The organism is Brachyspira hyodysenteriae ATCC 27164 (genome assembly GCF_001676785.2).
Taxonomy (GTDB): Bacteria; Spirochaetota; Brachyspiria; order Brachyspirales; family Brachyspiraceae; genus Brachyspira; species Brachyspira hyodysenteriae.
In genome coordinates, this window is the sequence record NZ_CP015910.2 from 1,068,795 (window position 1) to 1,092,043 (window position 23,249).

The window sequence follows — 23,249 nt, forward strand, 5'->3', positions numbered from 1 at the left end:
ATTAGTATTAAAGAGGTTTTATAATGGAATACGATATAATCACTTGGGAAAATATAGATGAAGCTATAGAAGTATTAGCAAAACAAATAGAAGATTCAAAGATTCATTATGAGGTTATTTATGGATTGGCAAGAGGAGGATTAGTTCCTGCTGTTATGCTTTCTCATAGACTTAAAATTCCTATGGTATTAAATATGGAAGAAGTTTGGAGATTGAAAGTAAAGAATAAAGCTGCTTTGATTGTTGATGATATATCTGATACAGGAGAAACTCTAAAATATTTTGATGATCAGAAATTTGATATTGCTACTTTATTTGTAAGAGAGCATACAAGCAAAATAAAGCCTAGATATAGTTATAAAAATATTAATCATGATAATTGGCTTTTATTTCCTTGGGAGACTAAAGCTTCTAGTAAATAATTGTAAGTATTTTACTTTAATAAATATAAAACAAACATTTTCTTATATTTTTATAGGATTATGTTTGTTTTTTTATATTTAAATACAAAGTAATATATAGTATACTTTTGCTTTGACAAAGTTTTTTATTTTATGTATAATTGATAAAAAGTTGATAATTATGAATCAGGACGTTAAAAGTTATATACATGATAAATTAAAACGTATTCCGGATAAGTCCGGAGTATATTTTATGAAGGATTCCAAATCCGAAATAATTTATATAGGTAAGGCAAAATCTCTAAAGAAAAGAGTATCATCATATTTTAATAATTCAAATAAAGATGCTAAGACAACAGCATTAGTTGAGCATATAAGAGATATTGAATATATACTTACAGAAAATGAAGTTGAGGCTTTGATATTAGAAGCTGAGATGATAAGAAAGCATAAGCCTCATTATAATATACTTCTTAAAGATCAGAAATCATTTCCATTTATAGCAATTACAAATGAGCATTTTCCAAGAGTTATAAAGGCTAGAAATGTAATAGATAAAGATAATGCCAGAAAATATAAAAAGTATTACGGACCTTATGTCGCTGCGGAAAGGGCGGATAATATAGTAAAGTTTATAATTGATAATTTCAAATTAAGAAGATGTAAATATGATTTTCCGCTTAAAAGAGCTATAAGACCATGCCTTTATCATCATATAGGAAAATGTACAGCTCCTTGTGCCGATTTAATCACTGAAGAAGAGTATGATAAAACTATAGATGATGCTGTAATGGTGCTTGAGGGCAATGTTGATGAATTGGTGGCTAGATTAAAACAGGAAATGTTTGTTCATGCTGAAAAGCTGGAGTTTGAAGCGGCTAAAGATTTGAGAGATAAAATTGATTTGCTTAAATATATAACAGTAGAGCAGAGTATTTATATTCCAGAAAGCGATGATATTGATATAATAGGAGCTTATGGAGAGAATGGCAATTATACTATAGTAATTTTATCGGTTAAAGGAGGCAAACTTGCAGACAGAAAAACTTTCAGTATGCAGTCTCCTAATGATGAAGATTATTATAATGAAAATGGTATGTCAAAATATTCTGAAATACTATCTGCATTCTTTACTCAATATTATACTCATGCCAATTTGATACCGGCTTCTATATCTACAGATTTTCCTCTTAATGATGTTGATATAATAAAGGATTATTTAAAGCAGGTTTCAGGAAGAGATGTTGATATAAAATTAGATAAAAGCAGAAAAGGTTTAATGGCAATAGCAAATGAAAATGCCAAACATTTATTCAAAGAAAAAGCATTGATAAGAGAAGTACCTTTAGGAATAACAAGACTTCAGGAAATATTCAAATTGAAAAAAGCTCCTAGCATAATAGAGTCTTTCGATATAGCACATATTCAGGGAAGCTATACTATGGCTGGAATGGTGAGATTTGTTAATGGAGTTTCTGACAATAAGAATTATAGAATATTCAATATGAAAACAGTTACAGGAATAGATGACTTCGCTTCAATAAAAGAGGCAGTTTACAGAAGATACAAAAGATTAAGAGATGAGAACCTTACTTTCCCAGACTTAATACTTATAGACGGAGGTAAAGGACAGCTTAATTCAGCTATAGAGGCATTGAAGGAACTTGATATAAAAGGTCAGCCTATAATGGCATTAGCTAAAAAGTTTGAGGAGATATATTTGCCAAATAGAAATGAACCTGTACAGCTTAGCGATAATGAGCCTGCAAGATTATTTTTACAGAAGGTAAGAGATGAAACTCACAGATGGGTTAACAGCAGTCATGGTAAGAAAAGAAGCAGAGAGATGGTCAGAAGCGAACTTGAAAGCATAGAGGGAATAGGTAAGAAAACTATAGAGAAATTATATTCTCATTTTATAAATATAGACAATATAAAAAATGCATCATTTGAAAGCATTAGAAATATACCTGGAATAAGCTATAAAGCAGCAAATAATATATATGATCATTTTCATAAATGAGTTATTTATTATAAAAAATTATCTTGATACCATCTTCCATACTATAGCCATATCATTTATAGCATAGTCAAGAAAATCTTTAAATCCGCAAAACTCTCCGCTTTCATCTATATACATATTGTTTTCCATTCTCTTGCATCCAGAGCTGCATACTCTTTGATATTTACAAGAACGGCATAATGCATATTTATCATCATTTATTCTGTTTGATTTTTCATTTATAAAGTCTTTTGCTTTGCTGCTTGAATAAATCTGCACTAAATCATCTTCAGCTATATTTCCTATTTTATAATCATCTAAACAATAAAAGTCGCAAGGAAAAACATCTCCATTGCTTTCTATTATTATTTGATTTGTGCATTTTCCGTTTATACCGCAAGTCATAGGAGGATAGCCTCCGAAAAATAATGGAATGATATTGTCAAAGAACTGTATGCTGTAATAATTATTATTAAAAAAATCTTCTTTCCATAATGAAAATATTTCTTTATAGAAGTTTGAAAATTCTTTAGGTTTTATAGAATATTCTGTACTATATGAATTCATTTCAGATAGGCAAGGTATGAACTGAGTATATTTTATATCAAGTTTTTTTATTTCCTCATATATGTCTTTAGGATATTTTGATAATTCGGATGTGAGAACTGTAAGTATATTGTATTCTACATTAAACGCATCGAATAGCTTTTTAGTTTCTAATACTCTGTTGTAAGTATCATTATTACTTTTATCTACTCTGTAATCATCATGTATATCTTTTATTATGTCGAAAGAAAGTCCTACCAAAAAATTATTTTCTTTGAATAATTCGCACCATTTATCATCTATCAATAAACCGTTAGTTTGTATGCTGTAATTTATATTGATATTTTTTTTATTGCTGATATTCACATAATCTACAAACGATTTAAAATATTCAAAACCGGTTACTGTAGGCTCTCCGCCCTGAAATGAAAACAATGCATTTTTATCAGCATTTTGAAGAACTTTATCTATTATAGCTTTCATAACTTTTTCAGTCATAATGCCGTTATTTTCTATTTTTCTGTTTTTGGCTTCATCTATATAAAAGCAGTATTTACAATTTATATTGCATAAAGATGATGATGGTTTGATTAGCACTGATACATTATTCATAAATTTTATCTTAATACATAATTTTATAAATTTCAATATTTATAATGGTTATATATTATATAAAAAATATAAGAGATTATAAGAGAATATACGCTATAATCTTTATATAGTGTCAAAAAATATATCTTTAATAATAAATCTTTAAACTAAATTATATACAACTTTACATTTATAATTAATTTAGTATAATAAAGCTATGAGTGAAATAAAAAATATTAATGTTTTAAATGATTATTTTATGCGTTATATGTTTGCCAAAGAAGGACATGAGCGTATTTTACTTAATTTAATTAATGCAGTAAGAACAGATTACAATCAAGAGCCTTTTGAGGAAGTGAAAGTACTTAATACTTTTAATTTAAAAGAAACTATTAATGATAAACAATCTATTGTAGATGTAAGGGCAGTTACAAAAAGCGGAGAAACTGTTTTAGTAGAAATACAGAGGATAGGAAATCAGTCATTTGTTTATAGAAGTTTATATTATTGGGCTAAATGTTATGTATCTAATTTAAGGAATAATGAAAAATATAATGATTTAAAACAGGTAATAGTGATTAATATTTTAGACTTTAATTTGTTAAAAGATATTGACAAAGAGCATAGCTGTTATGTAATAAAAGAGCTTGAAACCAATCATATACTTACTAATCATTTTGAAATGCATTTTCTTGAATTACAGAAATATTTATCTAGTAATTCAAATCTTAAAGAAGAATTAGATACTTGGTTTTATTTTTTGACAATTAAAGAAAAAATAGAAAAAATGGAGGAAATTATGGATATATTAGTTAAAAAAAATCCTATAATGAAAGAAGTTTATGATGAGTATAATAAGTTTGCAGATACAAAAGATTTATTTGAAAATTATGCAGAATATGAGAAGAATTATTTTGACATACTTGCATTAAGTGAAGAGAGAATAAGAGGAAGAGAAGAAGGAAGAGAAGAAGGTATAAAAGAAGGTATAAAAGAAGGTATAAAAGAAACGCAAATATCAATGGCTAGAAATATGAAAAATAAGAATATGGATATAAAGCTTATTAGTGAATTAACAGGATTAACTACAGAAGAAATAGAGAAGTTATAATAAAATTATTGAATTAAATTACTAATTATTGCTAGCGATAAACTTGCTTAAATGTAGCTTACAACTAAAGTTATCATCTGATCGTTTATCACTTCAAAAATTAATAACATAATTGGTATATAATTTTTATTGATAAAATATTATTAATAAAATCAAAAAGGCGTTAATATAAACTTATAATTCATTATATTTTTTGTATATAGTATAAAGTTTTTTTGTAGGATTAAATAGGATTAAATATGAAAGAAAGTAAAAACTATTATACTATAATACCTTCGGCTGTAAGATATGATAAGAGATTAAAGCCATTATCAAAATTAATTTACGGTGAAATTACAGCACTCACCAACGATAAAGGTTACTGCTGGGCTAATAATAATTACTTCGCTGAAATTTATTCTGTGAGTAAGGATACAATTTCAAGAGCCGTAAGACAGTTAGAAGAGTATGGTTATATAAAATGCATTTATGATAAGAGTAAGCAGAATAATGAAAAAAGAAAAATATATATAAAAAAATCTGTATCATCAAAAAAGTCTATACGGTATAGTAAAAATTCTACAGACGGCATAGACAAAAAAGTCGAAGATAATAATAAAAATAATAACTTAAATAATAAAGAAAGTGAATCAGATAATAAAAAAGATTCGCATAAAATAAATAAAACAGATAAAAAAATAAATTCTCCCTCTCATAGTTTTGATTCATTTGTTAATGAGCTTATTGATACTTTTAATTTTATTACAGGAAGCAAAGCGACTAAATTATATCAAGTACATTCTTTTAAAACTAAATACAAGCAGGAAGAAATAAAATCTATTTTCGATGATAGGAAATTTGATTGGAAGGATTGTATTAATTTAGCTAGGCAAAAAGTTAAGGATAAAGATAACTTATCGGGTATATGGCTTGATTTTTTGTCTTATTTAAAAATTTATTTGATTAAAGGCGACAGAGAAAACACTATTAAAAGATATTATACTAAAGAAGAACTGATAAAAAGAGAAGAGAAGCTTAAAGAAATAGAGTTAATTAAAATAAAAAGAGAGAAGGAGGAAAAATTAAAATTGCTTGAAGAAGAAAAAAGACTAGGTTTTGATAAGATGACTGAAGATGAGATTATAGAACTTACCAAAAGAAATTTGATGTTTTTGAAGCGTGCTTGATTATAATAAAATCTAAAAAATATCGTTAATAGTAATTGAAATAATTTTATTTTGTTATATAATATTATAAAAAATTAGGGGAGCTTAAAAGGCTGAGAGTAAGTTTAATAACTTAGACCCTTATAACCTGTTGGATAATGCCAGTGTAGGGAAATATTTTATTATCGAATAAGTTTTCTAAAATTATTTTCTTTTTAATTCTTATACACTCATTATTTTCATTAAGGTTTCTCTAAATTATGAATTTATATTTAAGGAAATTTTTATGGATAATGTTTCAAATTCTGAAAGTGTTTTAAGCAGTAATGATTTAGCTAATATTAAATATAGTAAATCAATTTATTTAAAATTTATTGTACTTAGTTTTATCGGCATATTTATGTTATTTATACCAATTAAGATAGGCGATGTTAAATCAATACCTATAGATCATTTAGTAAGTTTTATAAGAAAAATTCCTTTTGTAGATCCTTATTATGGTATTCTTATAACTATGTTCGGAGGTATATATCCTTTTATAAATAAGTCTTGGAATAAAAATAAAACTGAAATAGTATTTTCATTTATTAAACTTACATCGATACCATTTATAATAATGGCTTATTTTGGATTAGGACCTGATGATTTTCATAAACCTAATATGCTTCTTTTTTCTTATAATCTGCTCACTCAAATAGCATTGATTAATAGTATAGGTTTTATATTCTTATCATTTTTGGTAGATTACGGACTTATGTCATTTGCCGGTATATTTATGCGATGTATAATGAAGCCTATATGGAAAACTTCTGGAAGATCATCTTTGGATGCTATAGCCTCATTTGTAGGAAGTTATTCTATTGCTCTTTTGATGACAAGTAAAGTTTATAAGAAAGGTTTTTATTCTAAAAAAGAAGCCTGTATAATAGCTACAGGATTTTCTACAGTTTCGACTACTTTTATGATAGTTGTTGCTAAGATGTTTAATGTTATAGATAAATGGAATATATATTTTTTTGGTACTATGTTAATAACTTTTATAGTAACTGCTATAACTGTAAGACTTTATCCATTAAGAAATAAACCTAGCGACGGATATATGGATAAAGAAGTTGCTGAAGAGCCTATATATAGAGGCGGAAATATTTTTAAGCTGGCATTAAATGAAGCTGCTGAAGTTGCTAGTCATTCTGATAGTGTGCTAAATAGTGTTGTTAAGAATCTTAAAGAAGGACTTGTTGTTTCTATTTCAGTAATGCCTAACTTTATGGCTATAACATTTATAGGACTTTTAATAGTTAATTATACTCCTTTATTTGATGTTATAAGCTATATATTTTTACCTGTTACTAAATTACTTGGGCTTGGAGATGAGGCTTATATAGTGGCAAAGGCTTGTTCTGTTACATTAGTTGAAATGTCATGTTCTTCAAGTATTGTAATGTATGCTAGTCAATTTGCTAAGTCTGTAGTTGCTGTGGTATGCGTTACTGAGATTTTATATTTTGCTGCTCCTATACCTGTAATATTGGCTGTAGGAATACCTATAAAGATAAGAGATATGATGATAATATGGGTTGAGAGAATAATACTTTCATTGTTATTCGCTGTGCCTTTTGCATATTTCTTTCTTAGTTGATAATTAGTATATAATAAGTGGGAGATTAATTATGAAATACTATATTATAGATTCTTTTGCTGATGAGGTTTTCAAAGGTAATCCTACAGCCGTTTGTATATTAGAAAAAAATATTTCTCATGAACTTATGCAGAATATTGCTATGGAGAATAATATTTCAGAAACTGTTTTCACTATAAAGAATGGAAATAATTATGATGTGTATTGGTTTACTCCTAAATGCGAAATAGATTTCTGCGGACATGCTGTACTTGCTGTAGCTTATGCTATATTAAATTTCGCTGAAAAAGAATCTAATGAGGTGAGTTTAAATACTAAAGAGGGTATATTAACCATTAGAAAAAAAGATGATCTTTATGAAATGGATACTCCTAATTATGATTTAAAGCCTATAGAAATTACATCTGATATAATAGAAGCTATAGGAGGAATAAAACCTTTAGAAGCTTATATAGGAAGAGATATTGTATGTGTATTGGAAGATGAAAATCAGGTTATAAATGCAAAACCAAATTTAGAAACTATAAAAAAATTAGACGGGCTTTTATTTCATATAACATCTGATGTAAAAGATAAACAGAATAATCAATATGACAGCATTACTAGAACTTTCGGTCCGAAATTGGACGCAGATGAAGTTGATGTATGCGGTTCTGGGCATTGTCATATTATACCTTTGCTTTCCAAGAAATTGAATAAAGATTATTTTACTGCATTTCAGGCTTCTCCAAGAACAGGAGTACTATACTGCGATATTAAAAATAATAAATTAAAAATAGCCGGAAAGGCATGTTTATATTGTATTTCTGAGATTTTTATTTAAATTATAAGGAGTTATAAAATGAGTACATTACAAGAAGAAATATTTAATTCAATAAAAGAAATGAAAAGTAAAAGTCCATTAGTTCATAATATTACTAATTTTGTAGTTATGCAAATTACAGCTAATGCTTTGCTTGCAGTTGGAGCTTCTCCTGTGATGACATTCGAGAAAGAGGAGTTTGAAGATATGCTTTCTATTGCTTCATCGCTTGTTGTTAATATTGGAACATTGACTACAGTTTCTATTGAGGCTATGCATAAAGCTTGCGAGATAGCAAATAAAAAAAATGTTCCTTTTGTACTTGATCCAGTAGGAGCAGGTGCTACAAAATTGAGAACTAAAACAGCTATTGATTTGATAAAAAATTATAATCCGAAAGTTGTAAGAGGAAATGCTTCTGAGATAATGGTGCTTGCCGGAGAGAGCATAAAAACTAAAGGAGTAGACAGCACTGCTAATGTTAATATGGCGCTTGAGGCAGGTAAGCATTTAGCCAAGGAATATAATACAGTTGTAAGTATAAGCGGTGAAACTGATATTATAACAGATGGTAATAAAGTTTTATATGTTAGCGGAGGTTCTCCTTTAATGCCTGTTAATACAGGTATGGGCTGTACATCTACTGCTATAACAGGTGCTATGCTTGCTGTATCTAGTCCTTTAATAGCTGCTGCCTCTGCTATGTGTATAATGGCTTCAGCTGGAGAGAAAGCTTCAAAGAAATCTGAAGGTCCTGCTAGTTTTGCTGTTGCTTTTATAGATGAGCTTTATAAACTTGATATTAACGATGCTGCCAATAGGGTAAAGGAATAAATATAAATAATAGTGGGAGTTTTTTGATTAAGCAATGGGCTTGAATATTTATTTAAGTTCATTGCTTTTTCTTTTATAATTTATTTCAGTATATATAAATATTTAGAAATTATCATTATTAATGTATGAATATTATTTAAACAATGGAATTAATAAAATAACTCCATTGTTTATTTTTTATTTAGTCTTTAATTTTGGATGCCATTATATTGGCTACTATTGAACCTGATATATTATGCCATACACTAAATATTGCTCCAGGTACTGTTGCTAATGCCATTGATGCAAAATGAGTTGCTGCAAGTGAAGTAGCTAGTCCAGAGTTTTGCATTCCAACTTCTATTGATACAGCTTTACATTTAGCATTATTTAATCTGAATAATTTACCTAATAAATAACCAAGCAAATAACCCAAACAATTATGAAGTACAACTACTATTATAACTAAATAACCAACCTGCATTAATCTTTGTGAGTTTGCAGATACAACGGCTGCTACTATCGCCACAATAGCAAGTACTGATATTAAAGGCAGTATTTCTTTTATGCTGTTTGTAAACTTATAAAAGAATTTATTTATTATGAAACCCAAAGCTATAGGAAGTATAACAACCTGAACTATTGATACAAACATACTCACAGCATTAACATCAACCTTTTGTCCTGCATATAGTAAAGTGAGTAGGGGAGTAGCAAAAGGAGCAAGTATTGTTGATACAGAAGTCATACCCACAGATAAAGCTACATCTCCATTAGCTAAATATGTCATGACATTTGATGAAGTGCCTCCCGGACAAGTACCTACAAGTATCACTCCTACAGCAAGTTCAGGAGGAAGTTTAAAAGCTATGGAAAGTAAGAATGCAAGTAAAGGCATTATAGTGAATTGTGCTATAGCCCCTATTATTATGTCTTTAGGTCTTGTGAATACCACTTTAAAATCTTCTAATTTTAATGTAAGTCCCATACCGAACATTACTATCATTAAAAGATAGTTAACATAACTTGTTTTAATAAAGCTTACTGTTTTTGGAAAGAATAATGATACGGCTGCTACTATTAATACTATTACAGCCATATACTTACCAAAGAAATTACTTATTTGTTTTAATGTTTTCATTTTTATCATCCTTTTTATAAATTATTTTTTATCATTGTTTATTATTAAAATCTTCTAAATCTATTATAGCTTTTAATATCATTTCTTTATCAACTTTATACGGACTTATATTTAAGTCTTTACCGGCAAGGGCTACTTCCAAGGCATTATTAAGTTCTTCATCTTCTAAACTTGCTTTGTTTATTCCTATATCTTTTAAGCATGTTGGAAGAGATATAGATTTATTGAATCTGAAAATATTTTCTCTTTCTTCATATTGTTTATCCATAGTGAGAAGTAATAATATGCCATAAGATACCAATTCACCATGAAGCAAATTATCTCCTATTCTTTTTACTTTTGTAAGTCCATGATGCATGCCATGTGCTAAAGATATATGATAATCATCTTTTGCCATTACTGATGTTAAGCCTGTTGTATATATTATATGAAGTATTACTCTATTTAAAACATCAGTTACTTTCTTATTTTGAAAATCATTTATAGCTTCTGAATAATGTTTTAATATATCATTAGAACAGTTTTTTATTATCTCTACTGCTAAGAAATTTTTATAATTTAGATTTTCATTTCTTGTTGAAAATAATGCTTCATACTGTTTAGAAACTGCATTACCTATACCGGCTCTGAAATAATTTTCAGGTGAATTTAATATTATATCAGTATTTATAAAAGTATGCAAAGGAGGTCTTTTATCACTGAACATTTTTTTGAAGCTTCCATCATCATTATAAACAACAGAAATGCTAGTTACAGCGGCACAATTTGAAGCTAATGTTGGGAAAGTAAATATAGGCTTATTTATTGTATGTGCTAAAACTTTTGATGTGTCTAATGATTTTCCTCCTCCTACAGCAAATATCATATCAGCTTCCATTACAGCTTTTTTGTTTTTAAGTAAATCAACATTTTCAAAAGTTGATTTATTGCCGTAATGAAACATTCCTGTTATTGTTATATCTTTTGTATTATTTAATATTGATTCTATTGATGCCTGAAGAGATTTTTTACCGGATATTATAACAGCTTTTTTTCCATAATTTGAACATACATCATATATATCTTTATATGCATCGCTTCCTATACTAAAGTTAGGCAGAAATAAATTTTCTAAACTCATTTTTTTATCCTTTAATTAATATTATTTTTTTATTATTGTTGTTTGCTTTTTATTTAGTTTATATATTTATTATGTAAACACTTGAAACAAGTTTATTTTCAGAAATTAATTTTTAATAATCATACTTTTCTCCTTTAAAAAATTTTATTTAAACTAAATTTAGTCCAAGCTTATATCAGCTATAAACTAAACGATTTTTATCATGGCTTAAAAGATAGGTATTCAAGCAGTCTGTAATATTAATTTTTTATAATGACTTTTAGATTAATAGTGCTTATATGATGTTATATATATTATCATTAATTCTATAACATCAATTTATTTTTTAATTATAATTATTTCAATACAGCACCAGTATTAGCAGACTGAACAAGTTTTCTATATCTTCCAAGCCAGCCTCTAATTTCTTCTAAAGGTTTAATAGCAATCTCTTTTCTTCTTTTTTCCATTTCTTCATCAGAGATTTCTAAATTGATTTTATGATTAGGTATATCTATACTTATGATGTCATTTTCTTTTATGAAAGCTATTTCTCCGCCGCTTGCAGCTTCAGGTGAAACGTGTCCTATAGATGCACCTCTTGAAGCTCCTGAGAATCTTCCGTCAGTTATCAAAGCAACATCTTTATCTAATTTCATACCGGCAAGTGCAGAAGTAGGGTTTAACATCTCACGCATACCAGGTCCGCCTTTTGGTCCTTCATATCTTATAACAACAACATCGCCTTTATTTATTTTACCGGCATATATAGCAGCTATTGCAGATTCTTCAGAGTCAAATACTCTAGCAGGTCCTTTATGTACAAGCATTTCATCAGCAACGGCAGAACGTTTAACAACGCATCCGTCTTTAGCTATATTTCCCCAAAGTATTGCTATACCGCCTGTTTTACTATAAGGGTTTTCTATATTTCTTAAAACATTATTGTTTTTGTTAACAGCATCTTTTATATTTTCAGCTATTGTTTTACCTGTAGCAGTTAAAAGAGAAGTGTTTATAAATCCGCCTTTATCAAGCTCTTTCATAACAGCAGGTATTCCGCCAGCTTTGTATAAATCTTCTATATAGTTATGTCCTGCAGGTGCTAAATGACAAAGATTAGGAGTACGGTCGCTTACTTCATTTATTATTTTTAAATCTAATTCTATTCCTGCCTCATTAGCTATAGCAAGTAAGTGAAGTACGCTATTTGTAGAACATCCCAAAGCCATATCAACAGCAAGAGCATTTTTAAAAGATTCAGGAGTTATTATATCTAAAGGTTTTATATCTTTTTTTAATAATTCCATAACCTGCATACCGGCTTTTTTAGCAAGTAATGTTCTAGCAGAATAAACAGCAGGTATTGTTCCATTTCCTGGCAAAGCTATACCTAATGCCTCAGAAAGACAGTTCATACTATTAGCAGTGTACATACCGGCACAAGAACCGCAGCTAGGACAAGTGTTTTGAGCAAAATCTTCTAATTCAGCATCATTTATAAGATTAGCTTTTTTAGCTCCTACAGCCTCGAATATATTTGATAAGCTTACTCTGTCGTCTCCATGATCACCAGGAAGCATAGCTCCTCCGCTTATAACTATTCCAGGTATATTCATTCTTAAAAGTCCCATTATCATACCAGGAACTATTTTATCGCAGTTAGGTACAAGTACAACTCCGTCTAAACCATGAGCTATAACCATACTTTCAACAGAATCAGCTATTAATTCTCTTGAAGGAAGTGAATATTTCATTCCTAAATGTCCCATAGCTATTCCGTCGCAAACTCCTATTGCTGGTATAAGTATAGGAGTACCTCCTCCTATTAATACGCCGGCTTTAACAGCCTGAGAAAGTTTATCAAGATGTATATGTCCAGGTACAATTTCACTATATGCAGAAATAATTCCAATCAGAGGTCTTTTTAATTCTTCATCTGTATATCCCATAGAGTAGAATAATGATCTGTTTGGCGCTCTTTCATCGCCTTTTAATACTCTGTCGCTTCTTAAAGAACTATTTTCTCTGAAACTCATAATTATTTCTCCATTTAATAAAATTGTTTAAATAAATTTCTAAAAAATATACTTATGCATTCTATTAGTAGAATGATAAAAAATCAAGTATTTTTTTTATTTTTATAATAAATTTTTATATTGCTTGTATTTTTTATTTTTTATTATATATTAGTAGATGGTAGGGTTTAATTTTTTTATCCCTATTAAAATATCTTTATAAAATTTTTTTTTATATAAAGAATTTTAGTTGGAGTTGTTAATGTTTAAAAAAGTAGGTTTGAAATTTCAGATTACAGCCATTATATTAGTTCCTATTATGATAATTGTCATAGCGTCAAATACCATAGTTATGTTATATGTAGGTAAAATAACGAAAAATTTATCTTATAAAATTTTACAAGAAACCTCACATAAAGAAGCTAACAATATAAAATTCAATATAGAAAAACATTTATATAATGTCATGGGACTTAAAGTTAATATAGAAAATATCTATAACAGAGGAATAAGAGACAGAGCAACATATAAACAATTAACTTCAGTATTTTTTAATAGCCTTCCTGATGATATAAATGGTTTATCAATAGCCTTTGAACCTAATGCACTTGATAATGATGCAGATTATACAAATACAGAGTATAGACCTTCTAATGGAAGATTTAATTATTATATATCCCGTAATGGAGAATCTTATTTGGGAATAGACACTTTCAATATAGATTATTATACAGAACCTAAAAGAACAGGAGCTGTATATGTATCCGGAGTTTATAATTCTACAGTTAATGCTGATACAGTACTATTTACTTTATGTATACCTATAATGCCTCAAAATAAATTTTTAGGTGTTATTTATGTTGATATATTTGTTGATTCTGTTGTTGCTCTATTGGGAAATATTAATATATTTGAGGATACAACTGTTGCTTTATATGATCAAAATGGGCTTGTAGTGTATGATAGTTATAATATGGATAATGTATCTAAAAATATTTATGAAGTATATCCACATTATAAAAATTATAATGTTTTAGAGAATATTAAAAGCGGTAAATCATTGCTAGTAGAGGGATATAGTGGTGTTTCTAAGGAAAATCTTTTATATGCATTTACATCAATAGAAATATCCAAAGGAGTTTATTGGTGTTTATAATTAGCTTCTCCAAAAGATATAGTATTGAAAGACAGTAATGTTATGAGAAATGTTCTTCTTATAATTTTGCTTGTTATAATTATTATTCTTTTCTTAACTATACCAAATATAATAGGATCAAAGGTATCAAATATAATAAATGAATTATCAAAAGATATCTTAGCTATGGCTGAAGGTGATTTAACTAGAGAAATACCTAAAGGATTTGAAAAGAGAACTGATGAATGGGGAGATATAGCAAGAGGCTGGGATAAAGCTATGAAGAATTTTAACAATGTAATAAATACTGTTAAAAATTCTGCAGAGCAGGTTTCTACAGCAGCAAATGAAGTTTTGATTGGAAATAACGATTTATCTCAAAGAACAGAATCTCAAGCTTCTAGTTTGGAAGAAACAGCAGCATCAATGAATCAGATGGCTAGTGCTATTAAAGAATCTGCTGAAAATGTATCTACTAGTACAGGTATGGTATCAGAAGCTAAAGAACATTTAGTTAAAGCTGGTAATATAGTAGAAGAAAGTGTAAGTAAAATGAATGATGTTTATGAGTCTAGTAATAAAATTATGGATATTACTAAACTTATAGAAGGCATCGCATTCCAAACAAATATACTTGCTTTGAATGCCTCTGTAGAAGCAGCACGTGCCGGAGATCAGGGAAGAGGATTTGCGGTTGTTGCAAGTGAAGTAAGAAATCTAGCTCAGACTACTCAGGAATCAGTAAAAAATATTACTTCTTTAATAACAGACAGTAATGAAAAAATCAATTTAGCTGCTAAGAGTGTTAGAGAATCTAAAGAAATATTCGATGAAATTTCTGATAAGATGGATAAGGCTTCTTCTTTGATGGACAGAATAAATATAGCTGCTCAGGAACAAGAAAGAGGTATAGAACAAATCAATATAGCTATAAATAATATGGATAATGCTGTTCAGAAAAATGCCGCTTTAGTTACTGAGGCTACTTCTGCTTCTGAGTCATTACTCAGTGAGGCTAATGAGTTGGTTAAATCTATAGAGTATTTCAAATTAAAATTCTAATTTAAATATAATTGTTATATATGTTTCATAATATCCTAATGCTATATTAAAAAATATAACATTAGGATATTTTTATAATATAAATATATTGTTAAAAATGTTAGAGTGTTATAAAATAATGTTAGTTAAATCTAAAAAAGGAGTTTATTATGCCTATAATAAAAGAAGAAACAGTAAAATTATTAAATGATCATTTAAATGAGGAGCATTATTCAGCAAATCTTTATTTTAATATGGCGGGTTGGTGCGAGAAACAGGGACTTAAAGGATGCAGCAGATTTTTATATAATCATTCAGCAGAAGAGCATACACATTTGGAAAAATTTAGAGAGTATATTAATAAAGCAGGAGGACAGGCTATAATGGGAGAGATGAAAGCTCCTGAATGTAATTTTAATTCTGTGGCAGAGTTATTTGAGAAAGTAATTAAGCATGAAGAGTACATCACTAATTGTATTAATAAATTAGTCGGCATAGCAATGGATAGTAAGGATTATGTTACATTGAAATTTTTGGAATGGTTCGTTGAAGAGCAGCTTGAAGAAGAAGAGCTATTTAATGATATTATTAAAAAAATAAAGATTTTAGGAAATTTAGAAGGAAGAAATCTTTATACTTTTGATAAGTTTGTAGGCAATTTGGATGCACAAGAACATAACTCATGAGCTCTAATTAATATAGTACCTATTTCATGATTTATTATTATGAAATAGGTTTTTTTATTATATATTATAAGAGTCAACATGAATTATCAATACACTAATTTTTTTATTTTATAATAGTATATATTATTTTCTTCTAAAATATTTTTTATCAATAAAAGTCTTAATATTTATATTTTCTATAAACTCTAATATGATACTATCTTGTTTTAGGAAAAAAAGTTTATATAATTATAATATATCTAATAATTTAACCAAAAGGAAATGATAATGAGTAACAGCTTTGATGAAAAAATAAAACCTTTCTTTTTTGTAGAACATGAAAATACTGCTTCTCTTTGTCTTAATGTAGGAGAGTATAAAGCAGAAGTATTTGAAGAAAGAGAAGACGAAGGTTTTGAAGGCTGCGGTTATGATTGGCAGTCATTAGCTTTGGTATTTTTAAATGAAAAAGTTCCTGAATTAAAAGATGTTATCGATTTTGATTCTGAAGCAAGTATGTTTTGTGCTTACAGCAGTGATATTGAAGCATTAAAGAAATTTGCTTTATCTTTTAAAGATGCATGCGAGGATGATAAATTAATAAGAAATCTATTTTCAAGAGCTGAACTTGATTAATATATAGTTTTTAGAGGGGGTATTATGAGTATAATAGAAGAAATAAATAGATTGCATGAAGATGATGAGCATGAAAAAATTATTGAAATTATAACTTCAATCCCGGAAGATGAAAGAGATATAGAACTTTTTAGTTTACTTGCGAGAGCTTATAATAATACAGAAAACTATGATAAAGCATTAGATAATTTGATGTATATAAGAGAAGAAGGAATTGATGATGCTTTATGGAATTATAGGGTAGGTTATGCTTATTATTACAAAGGCGATAAAGAAAATGCAGAAATGTATTTTAAAAAAGCTTATGATTTAAATAATGAAGATGCAGATGCTTATAATTTTTATATGCTATGCTCTGAAGATAAAGATAATGGAATCAATTTTGAAGAGAGAGTAAATAGATTTTGGAAATGGTTTGAAGAAAATGAGAAAGTTATATCAGATTTTATAGATAAAAAATCTAATATGTCATCAGAAGAAATAATCGAATTTGTTTCTAATGGTGTATCTTTAATATCTAATGATTTGCAGTTTAATTTCGGCGGTGATTATGAGTTTACATTCACTATAGAGGGTAAGGAATATTTATTTTATCTTACTCCTAGAATAACAGCTGCTATGCCTGATAAATTAAAAAGTAAATGGAAATTTTCTCCTTATATGCAAAAACAAGATATAGAAGATTCTAATTTCAGAATGTATAATGAAGATTTGAGCTTTAAAGATATTTTAGTATACTCTGAATATGATGAAGATACTAATTTATTTAATTTTAAATTCTATAATAAAATCTTAAATCAATTAGATGAAAATTATGCATATAATGCTTTTTATATAATGCTTGAGCATGCTATAGGTGAGAATATATCAAGATTATATTTAGGAAACGTTGAAAAAAGCGATAAAAAACTTGATAGCATGATAGAGCTTACAAAACTTTATGACTTTATCATGAATATACTAAAAAGTAAAAATAAGGATATTATTTTAGATCCTATAAATAGATATACAGTTTATGAATGTAAACCTACAGATAATTTTTTCAGAGAAGATATATTTATTGGTAATACATGCTATATGGAACTTATTGATGATTATGCCAATTACAATATAGATGCTATTGTTAATATTTCAAAAATGGGAGCAAGGGCTGTATATTTGGCTTATGCATTTTCAGATAATAAAGATAATGATTTTAATGTTGAAGATATAAATAAAAAACTTCTTGAAGAGAGAAATAATATTACAGATGAGCTTGAAAGCGTAATGGGTGAGAGAGGAAGCGGTAAGGAAATAGGTGTAGTATTAGGCAGTGCTTTTGGTATGATAGGAGGATATATAGATTTACTTTTATACAATCAATATGATTTTATAAAGAGAGCTGAAGAAGTTCTTAAAAAATATAATTATAAATTTAGATTATTAAGATTCAGACAGTATTCTGAAATTATAAAAAGTTTTAATGATTAATTAAAAAATATAGTAATGTGATTTTTAGTGCATTGCTATTATTTTTAATAATTAATTGTATATTAGTTTATTACTTATAGTATGCACTTGTTTTTTTATATAAATTAATTATCATATTAAATATTTTTTATAGGAGTATTTCATGGAAAAAATAAATTTAGCAAAAGTATCAACAATCACTTCTCCAAATCCTGTGGCATTAGTATGCATTAAGAAGCCTGATGGAGATACTAATATTACCGCAGTATCTTGGTATACTTATTTATCTTATAATCCAAGTATGATAGCTTATGCAATGACTAAAGATTCATACGGTGGAGAGTTAGTTCGTGAAAATAAAAAAGTTATAATTACAATTCCTGGTGAGAATATTAAAGAAATTGTAATAGGATGCGGTATGTATAGCGGAAGAGATATTGATAAAATAAGAAACTTGGGTATAAAAATGCAGAGTATTCCTACAAGTGATATAAAAATTCCTTGTCATAGTGCTGCTGCTATTCAATGTAGTTTAAAAGAATTTATTGAAACAGGAGATCATAATTTATATATATGCGATGTTGAAGAAGTATATGCTGATTATAAAGAAAAAGCTGTATTTGCTTGGGAAGGTTATGCTAAAATAGCATCAGCTAAAGAGGTATAATAGATTATTTTGTTTGTATATTATTATGAAGTTATATAAATTTTATTATTATGTTATTAATGAAGCAATTATTTAATTAAAGCAATAATAAAGCCGTTAGCATATATGTAAATATGCTAGCGGCCTTTTTACTATAAAATGAGTATTGTATATTAAATCAAACCATAAGGAATCATTATATCAGCAACTTTAACAAATCCTGCTATATTAGCACCTTTCAAGTAATCGCCTTTACATCCGTACTCTTCAGCTGTATGATAGCAAGTATCATGGATATTAGTCATAATATTTTTAAGTTTACCGTCAGTATAATCAAAATCCCATTTATCCATAGAAGCATTTTGCTGCATCTCTAAAGCAGAAGTAGCAACACCTCCAGCATTTGTAGCTTTACCAGGAGCATAAAGAATACCAGCTTTTTGGAACACTTCAACAGCCTCAGGAGTAGCAGGCATATTAGCTCCTTCAGTAACAGATATACATCCGTTTTTAACTAATGTTTCAGCACTTTTAGCATCAAGTTCATTTTGAGTAGCACAAGGCAAAGCAATATCGCAGGCAATATCCCAAATATTTCCATTTTCCATATATTTAGCAGAAGAATGAGTATTAACATACTCTTTAATTCTTTTTCTTTCTACTTCTTTTAATCTTTTAACAGTGTCTAAATTGATACCGTTTTCATCGTAAACAACACCATTAGAGTCAGAACAAGCAACAACTTTAGCACCTAATTGAGTAGCTTTCTGCATAGCATATATAGCAACGTTACCAGAACCTGAAACTATTACTTTTTTACCTTCAAAACCATTTTTGCCGTTAGTTTTAAGCATAAGGTCAGTGAAGTATACAAGTCCGTAACCAGTAGCTTCAGTACGAGCTAAAGAACCGCCGTAGCCTAAGCCTTTACCTGTTAATACACCTGGTTCAAATCTATTTTTTAGTCTTTTATATTGACCGAATAAATATCCTATCTCTCTAGCACCAACTCCTATATCACCAGCAGGAACATCTATATCATATCCTATATGTCTTTGAAGTTCTGTCATAAAGCTTTGGCAGAAACGCATAACTTCATTATCACTTTTTCCTTTAGGATCGAAGTCAGAACCTCCTTTACCACCGCCTATAGGTAAGCCTGTTAAAGCATTTTTGAATATTTGTTCAAAACTTAAGAATTTGATAATACCTAAATAAACAGATGGGTGAAAACGAAGTCCGCCTTTGTATGGTCCTATAACGCTTGAGAACTGTACACGGAAACCTCTGTTTACATGTATTTCTCCTTTATCATCCATCCAAGGAACTCTGAACATAATTTGTCTTTCAGGTTCGCATATTCTTTCTATTATCTTCTGTTCAATATAATGAGGCTTTTTCTTCAATACAACTTCTAAGGTGCTTAACACTTCTTTCACTGCTTGGTGAAATTCTGCTTCACCAGGATTTCTTTTTACTATTTTGTTGTAAATGGCTTCTAATTGTTCGTTCATTTGAGAAGACATAAATTAATCTCCTTTTTTATTTTTTTTATTTGCTGAAAGCATTATATACTAAATAGTATTATTGTCAATAGTAATGTAACCGGTTTTTTGTTAATATTATTATTTTTTTTAATAAATTTATAATTTTTATATAAAAAATTGAAATATAGTTCAAAATGTTGTATTTTATAAAAAATAATTAAGTATATATTATGTATAAAGAAAAATATAAACCATAAGAAAAAGATGAATTAATATATTTAATAGAAAAAAGATAAAATTTAATATAATAGATATGGTCTAATAATAGATAATGAGTATAAAACTAGAAGATAGTAATTTATTTATGATGTGCAAATCAATTAATAAAAATGCATTATCAGATATTCCTAATGGTTATCATATAAGAAATTGTAAAAGAGATGAATTAAACTTATGGTTTGAATTTCCATTTGATAATGAAGAAGATAAGAAGAACTATAGAAGTTTTATGGAGCAATATTTTAAAGATGTATATGGAAGTAATGAAGGATTATTTTTTGAAAAATGCTTATTTATTTGTGATGAAAATGATACTCCTGTAGGAACATGCTTTGCTTGGAAGGCTTATAATCTTATAACTACAATACATTGGTTTAAAGTTAAAAAAGAATATGAAGGGCAGGGTATAGGAAGGGCTTTAATCTCTTATGTTATTAATTCTATAGATGAAAAAGACTTTCCAATATTTCTGCATACTCAGGCTGGAAGTTTTAGGGCTATTAAACTATATACTTATTTAGGATTTGTTTTGCTTACTGATGAAAAAATAGGATATAGAGAAAATCATTTAAATATTGCCTTGCCTTATTTGAAAAAACAAATGCCTTTAAAAGAATATAATAAATTAAAATTTGATAAAGCCAATAAAGAATTTTTGTATGTCGTAGAAACTTCTGAAATAAATCAATTTTAATTATCTACAATTCCATTAATTTTCAATATTCATAAAAATAAATAAGAAAACTTAAATATGCATATTTCTGCTATTTTATATTAAATATCATTAATTTGTAAATATATTGTATATTATTTTTATATAAAATGATATAAATGTTACAATTTGTTAACATAATAAATTATTTTGATTGACTTTTTAGCTATTTATGATATTCTAAGCACTCCTAGTTTTATAAAATTTATAGGATACAAATATGCTTCTAACATTATCTTTTTATTTAGTCGGCGGATTCGGACTTTTTATGTACGGTCTTAAAGTTTTTTCAGATGGTCTTCAGGAAAGTACAGAAAACGCATTAAAAGATATACTTCATAAAGTTACTCAAAATAAAATATTAGGAATATCTTTAGGTTTTCTTATAACTGCTATAGTTCAGTCTAGTAGTGCGGTTACAGTAATGACAGTAAGTTTCGTAAATGCTAATTTGCTTACTTTATCGCAGGCTATTAATATAATATTAGGTGCTAATATAGGTACTACAGTTACAGGTTGGATAATATCATTAAATATAGATGTTCTGGCATTACCTTCTCTTGGTATAGGTTCCATAATTGTAATATTCGGTTCAGAGAATAGAAAGCTAAGATTTTTCGGTGAAATACTGATGGGATTCGGTATGATATTCTACGGACTTATACTTATGAAAACAGCATTTGAAGGTGTAAGAGGTTCTGAAGATTTTGAAAAAGTGTTTTTAATGGCTAATGCTGACACAATGTATGGAAGATTCCTATGCGTAGTGATAGGTATGGTTGTAACAGCCATAATACAGTCTAGTAGTGCTGCTTTGGGTGTAACTATATCATTAGCTTCTGTTGGATTGATAGATTATCCTACAGGAGTGGCATTAATATTAGGACAAAACATAGGTACAACAATAACTGCTGTTTTAGCTACTCTTGGAGCTTCAACTAATGCTAAAAGAGCAGCTTTGGTACACTGTTTATTCAATATATTCGGTGTTGTTTATATGTTCTTCCTATTCCCATACTATATAAAATTAGTTGATGTGATTGTTGGTTTTATGAATATAGGTGACCCTAATCTTGTAGTAAACAATAAATATGTCAATATATCATTCTATATAGCAGCCGCACATACTATGTTTAATATTATAAACGTTATAGTATTTTACTTCTTAACAGAAAAATTAGAAAAAGTAGTTTGTATAATTATTAAAGATAAAGAAGATGAAAAACATGTTAGTGTTCTTTCTGATAAACTTCTTAATATGCCTGTTTCTGCTGAAATAGAAGTAAGAAAAGAAGTTACATATATGGGCGATATTGCTAAGAAGATGCTTTCTAGAATAGAACAATTATTTGATAATCCAAGTGAGAAACTTCTTACAAAGATAAGAGATCATGAAAAAATGCTGGATAATACGGATCAGGAAATTCATGCCTTTTTATTGAAGTTGCTAGGTAAGAATACTTTGAACTCAGCTAATATTGCTTCTCTTATAAATATAAGCACATATTATGAAAATTTAGGTGATAATTTAAAGGACTTGGGAAAAGCTATTATTAAAGGAAATGAAAAGAAAACATTATTTAGTGAAACTCAAAAAGAAGATATAATAAAAATGCTTCATAATAATAAAGATTTTATAGATTATTTATCAGGATTAATACTTCAATATTATTCTTTAAATAAAGAAAAAACTTATGATGAGGCTATGGAAAAATATCATCAGATTAAAGGTTTTTATTATGAAGCTAGAGAAAGACATTATGATAATGTTGATAAATCATTAATACCTGCTTTAAATGCTCACTTATACGGAGATGTATTAGTATATTTTAACCGTTCTATTGCCAATTTAGTTAATATAGTAGAGGCAATAACAGGAAAAGATAAATAA

The 23,249-nt window shown here is 28.0% G+C and carries 18 protein-coding genes, 1 pseudogene and 1 riboswitch; of the genes and pseudogenes, 14 read left to right on the forward strand and 5 right to left on the reverse strand.

The genetic code is table 11. The features are described 5' to 3' along the window. The first annotated feature begins 23 nt into the window (after positions 1–23). Together BHYOB78_RS04815 and uvrC are read left to right on the forward strand one after the other, a co-directional pair. Positions 24–422 carry a phosphoribosyltransferase gene (locus tag BHYOB78_RS04815; protein ID WP_012669679.1) on the forward strand — a complete coding sequence of 133 codons (399 nt, stop codon included), beginning with the start codon at positions 24–26 and terminating at the stop codon, positions 420–422. Between the two features lie 160 nt (positions 423–582). Continuing rightward, positions 583–2,424, forward strand: a complete 1,842-nt coding sequence (gene uvrC, locus BHYOB78_RS04820; protein WP_020064385.1) for an excinuclease ABC subunit UvrC — start codon at positions 583–585, stop codon at positions 2,422–2,424. Between the two features lie 18 nt (positions 2,425–2,442). On the opposite strand, the gene BHYOB78_RS04825 is transcribed toward uvrC, so the two are convergent. After that, a complete protein-coding gene (locus BHYOB78_RS04825; RefSeq protein ID WP_012669681.1) occupies positions 2,443–3,561 on the reverse strand; it encodes a radical SAM/SPASM domain-containing protein in 1,119 nt (372 codons plus the stop codon). 196 nt (positions 3,562–3,757) lie between these two features. On the opposite strand from BHYOB78_RS04825, the gene BHYOB78_RS04830 reads away from it, so the two are divergent. The 5 genes from BHYOB78_RS04830 (at position 3,758) to thiM (ending at position 9,071) form a co-directional block, all read left to right on the forward strand. Next, the gene (locus BHYOB78_RS04830) at positions 3,758–4,651 is read left to right on the forward strand and encodes an Rpn family recombination-promoting nuclease/putative transposase (RefSeq protein WP_020064386.1); all 894 of its coding nucleotides are present in this window, start codon (positions 3,758–3,760) and stop codon (positions 4,649–4,651) included. 239 nt (positions 4,652–4,890) lie between these two features. After that, positions 4,891–5,817, forward strand: coding sequence for a helix-turn-helix domain-containing protein (locus tag BHYOB78_RS04835; RefSeq protein ID WP_020064387.1), 927 nt, complete (start codon positions 4,891–4,893; stop codon positions 5,815–5,817). 66 nt (positions 5,818–5,883) lie between these two features. Further along, positions 5,884–5,986, forward strand: a riboswitch (TPP riboswitch). Between the two features lie 96 nt (positions 5,987–6,082). Continuing rightward, positions 6,083–7,435 (forward strand): YjiH family protein, encoded by a 1,353-nt coding sequence (locus tag BHYOB78_RS04840; protein WP_020064388.1) that lies wholly within the window; start codon positions 6,083–6,085, stop codon positions 7,433–7,435. 31 nt (positions 7,436–7,466) lie between these two features. Continuing rightward, on the forward strand, positions 7,467–8,258 hold the full coding sequence (locus tag BHYOB78_RS04845) for a PhzF family phenazine biosynthesis protein (RefSeq protein WP_020064389.1): 792 nt from the start codon (positions 7,467–7,469) through the stop codon (positions 8,256–8,258). A gap of 18 nt (positions 8,259–8,276) precedes the next feature. Next, positions 8,277–9,071, forward strand: a complete 795-nt coding sequence (thiM, locus tag BHYOB78_RS04850) for a hydroxyethylthiazole kinase (protein WP_020064390.1) — start codon at positions 8,277–8,279, stop codon at positions 9,069–9,071. Between the two features lie 181 nt (positions 9,072–9,252). On the opposite strand, the gene BHYOB78_RS04855 is transcribed toward thiM, so the two are convergent. The 3 genes from BHYOB78_RS04855 to ilvD all read right to left on the reverse strand — a co-directional run bounded on the left by BHYOB78_RS04855 (position 9,253) and on the right by ilvD (position 13,329). Then, complete coding sequence (locus BHYOB78_RS04855; RefSeq protein WP_028331323.1) at positions 9,253–10,191, reverse strand: bile acid:sodium symporter family protein; 939 nt, start codon at positions 10,189–10,191, stop codon at positions 9,253–9,255. 31 nt (positions 10,192–10,222) lie between these two features. Then, on the reverse strand, positions 10,223–11,311 hold the full coding sequence (locus tag BHYOB78_RS04860; RefSeq protein WP_012669689.1) for an iron-containing alcohol dehydrogenase family protein: 1,089 nt from the start codon (positions 11,309–11,311) through the stop codon (positions 10,223–10,225). 335 nt (positions 11,312–11,646) lie between these two features. Then, the gene (gene ilvD / locus BHYOB78_RS04865) at positions 11,647–13,329 is read right to left on the reverse strand and encodes a dihydroxy-acid dehydratase (RefSeq protein ID WP_012669690.1); all 1,683 of its coding nucleotides are present in this window, start codon (positions 13,327–13,329) and stop codon (positions 11,647–11,649) included. A gap of 241 nt (positions 13,330–13,570) precedes the next feature. Here ilvD and BHYOB78_RS04870 point away from each other — a divergent pair. From BHYOB78_RS04870 to BHYOB78_RS04890, 5 genes and pseudogenes are all read left to right on the forward strand, one after another. After that, positions 13,571–15,505: pseudogene (locus BHYOB78_RS04870) on the forward strand (methyl-accepting chemotaxis protein). 149 nt (positions 15,506–15,654) lie between these two features. Then, positions 15,655–16,170, forward strand: a complete 516-nt coding sequence (locus BHYOB78_RS04875; RefSeq protein WP_012669692.1) for a ferritin — start codon at positions 15,655–15,657, stop codon at positions 16,168–16,170. A gap of 267 nt (positions 16,171–16,437) precedes the next feature. Beyond that, on the forward strand, positions 16,438–16,785 hold the full coding sequence (locus tag BHYOB78_RS04880; protein WP_020064392.1) for an immunity 51 family protein: 348 nt from the start codon (positions 16,438–16,440) through the stop codon (positions 16,783–16,785). Positions 16,786–16,809: 24 nt separating this feature from the next. Next, complete coding sequence (locus tag BHYOB78_RS04885) at positions 16,810–18,255, forward strand: tetratricopeptide repeat protein (protein WP_028331324.1); 1,446 nt, start codon at positions 16,810–16,812, stop codon at positions 18,253–18,255. 142 nt (positions 18,256–18,397) lie between these two features. Then, a complete protein-coding gene (locus BHYOB78_RS04890) occupies positions 18,398–18,901 on the forward strand; it encodes a flavin reductase family protein (protein ID WP_020064393.1) in 504 nt (167 codons plus the stop codon). Between the two features lie 152 nt (positions 18,902–19,053). Here the strand turns inward: BHYOB78_RS04890 and gdhA are convergent, their stop codons facing one another. Continuing rightward, entirely contained in the window at positions 19,054–20,406 is a 1,353-nt protein-coding gene (gene gdhA / locus BHYOB78_RS04895; protein ID WP_020064394.1) for an NADP-specific glutamate dehydrogenase, read from the reverse strand. Between the two features lie 292 nt (positions 20,407–20,698). Here gdhA and BHYOB78_RS04900 point away from each other — a divergent pair, with 292 nt between their 5' ends. Both BHYOB78_RS04900 and BHYOB78_RS04905 read left to right on the forward strand, forming a co-directional pair. After that, the gene (locus BHYOB78_RS04900; RefSeq protein WP_020064395.1) at positions 20,699–21,340 is read left to right on the forward strand and encodes a GNAT family N-acetyltransferase; all 642 of its coding nucleotides are present in this window, start codon (positions 20,699–20,701) and stop codon (positions 21,338–21,340) included. A gap of 238 nt (positions 21,341–21,578) precedes the next feature. After that, complete coding sequence (locus tag BHYOB78_RS04905; RefSeq protein WP_020064396.1) at positions 21,579–23,249, forward strand: Na/Pi cotransporter family protein; 1,671 nt, start codon at positions 21,579–21,581, stop codon at positions 23,247–23,249.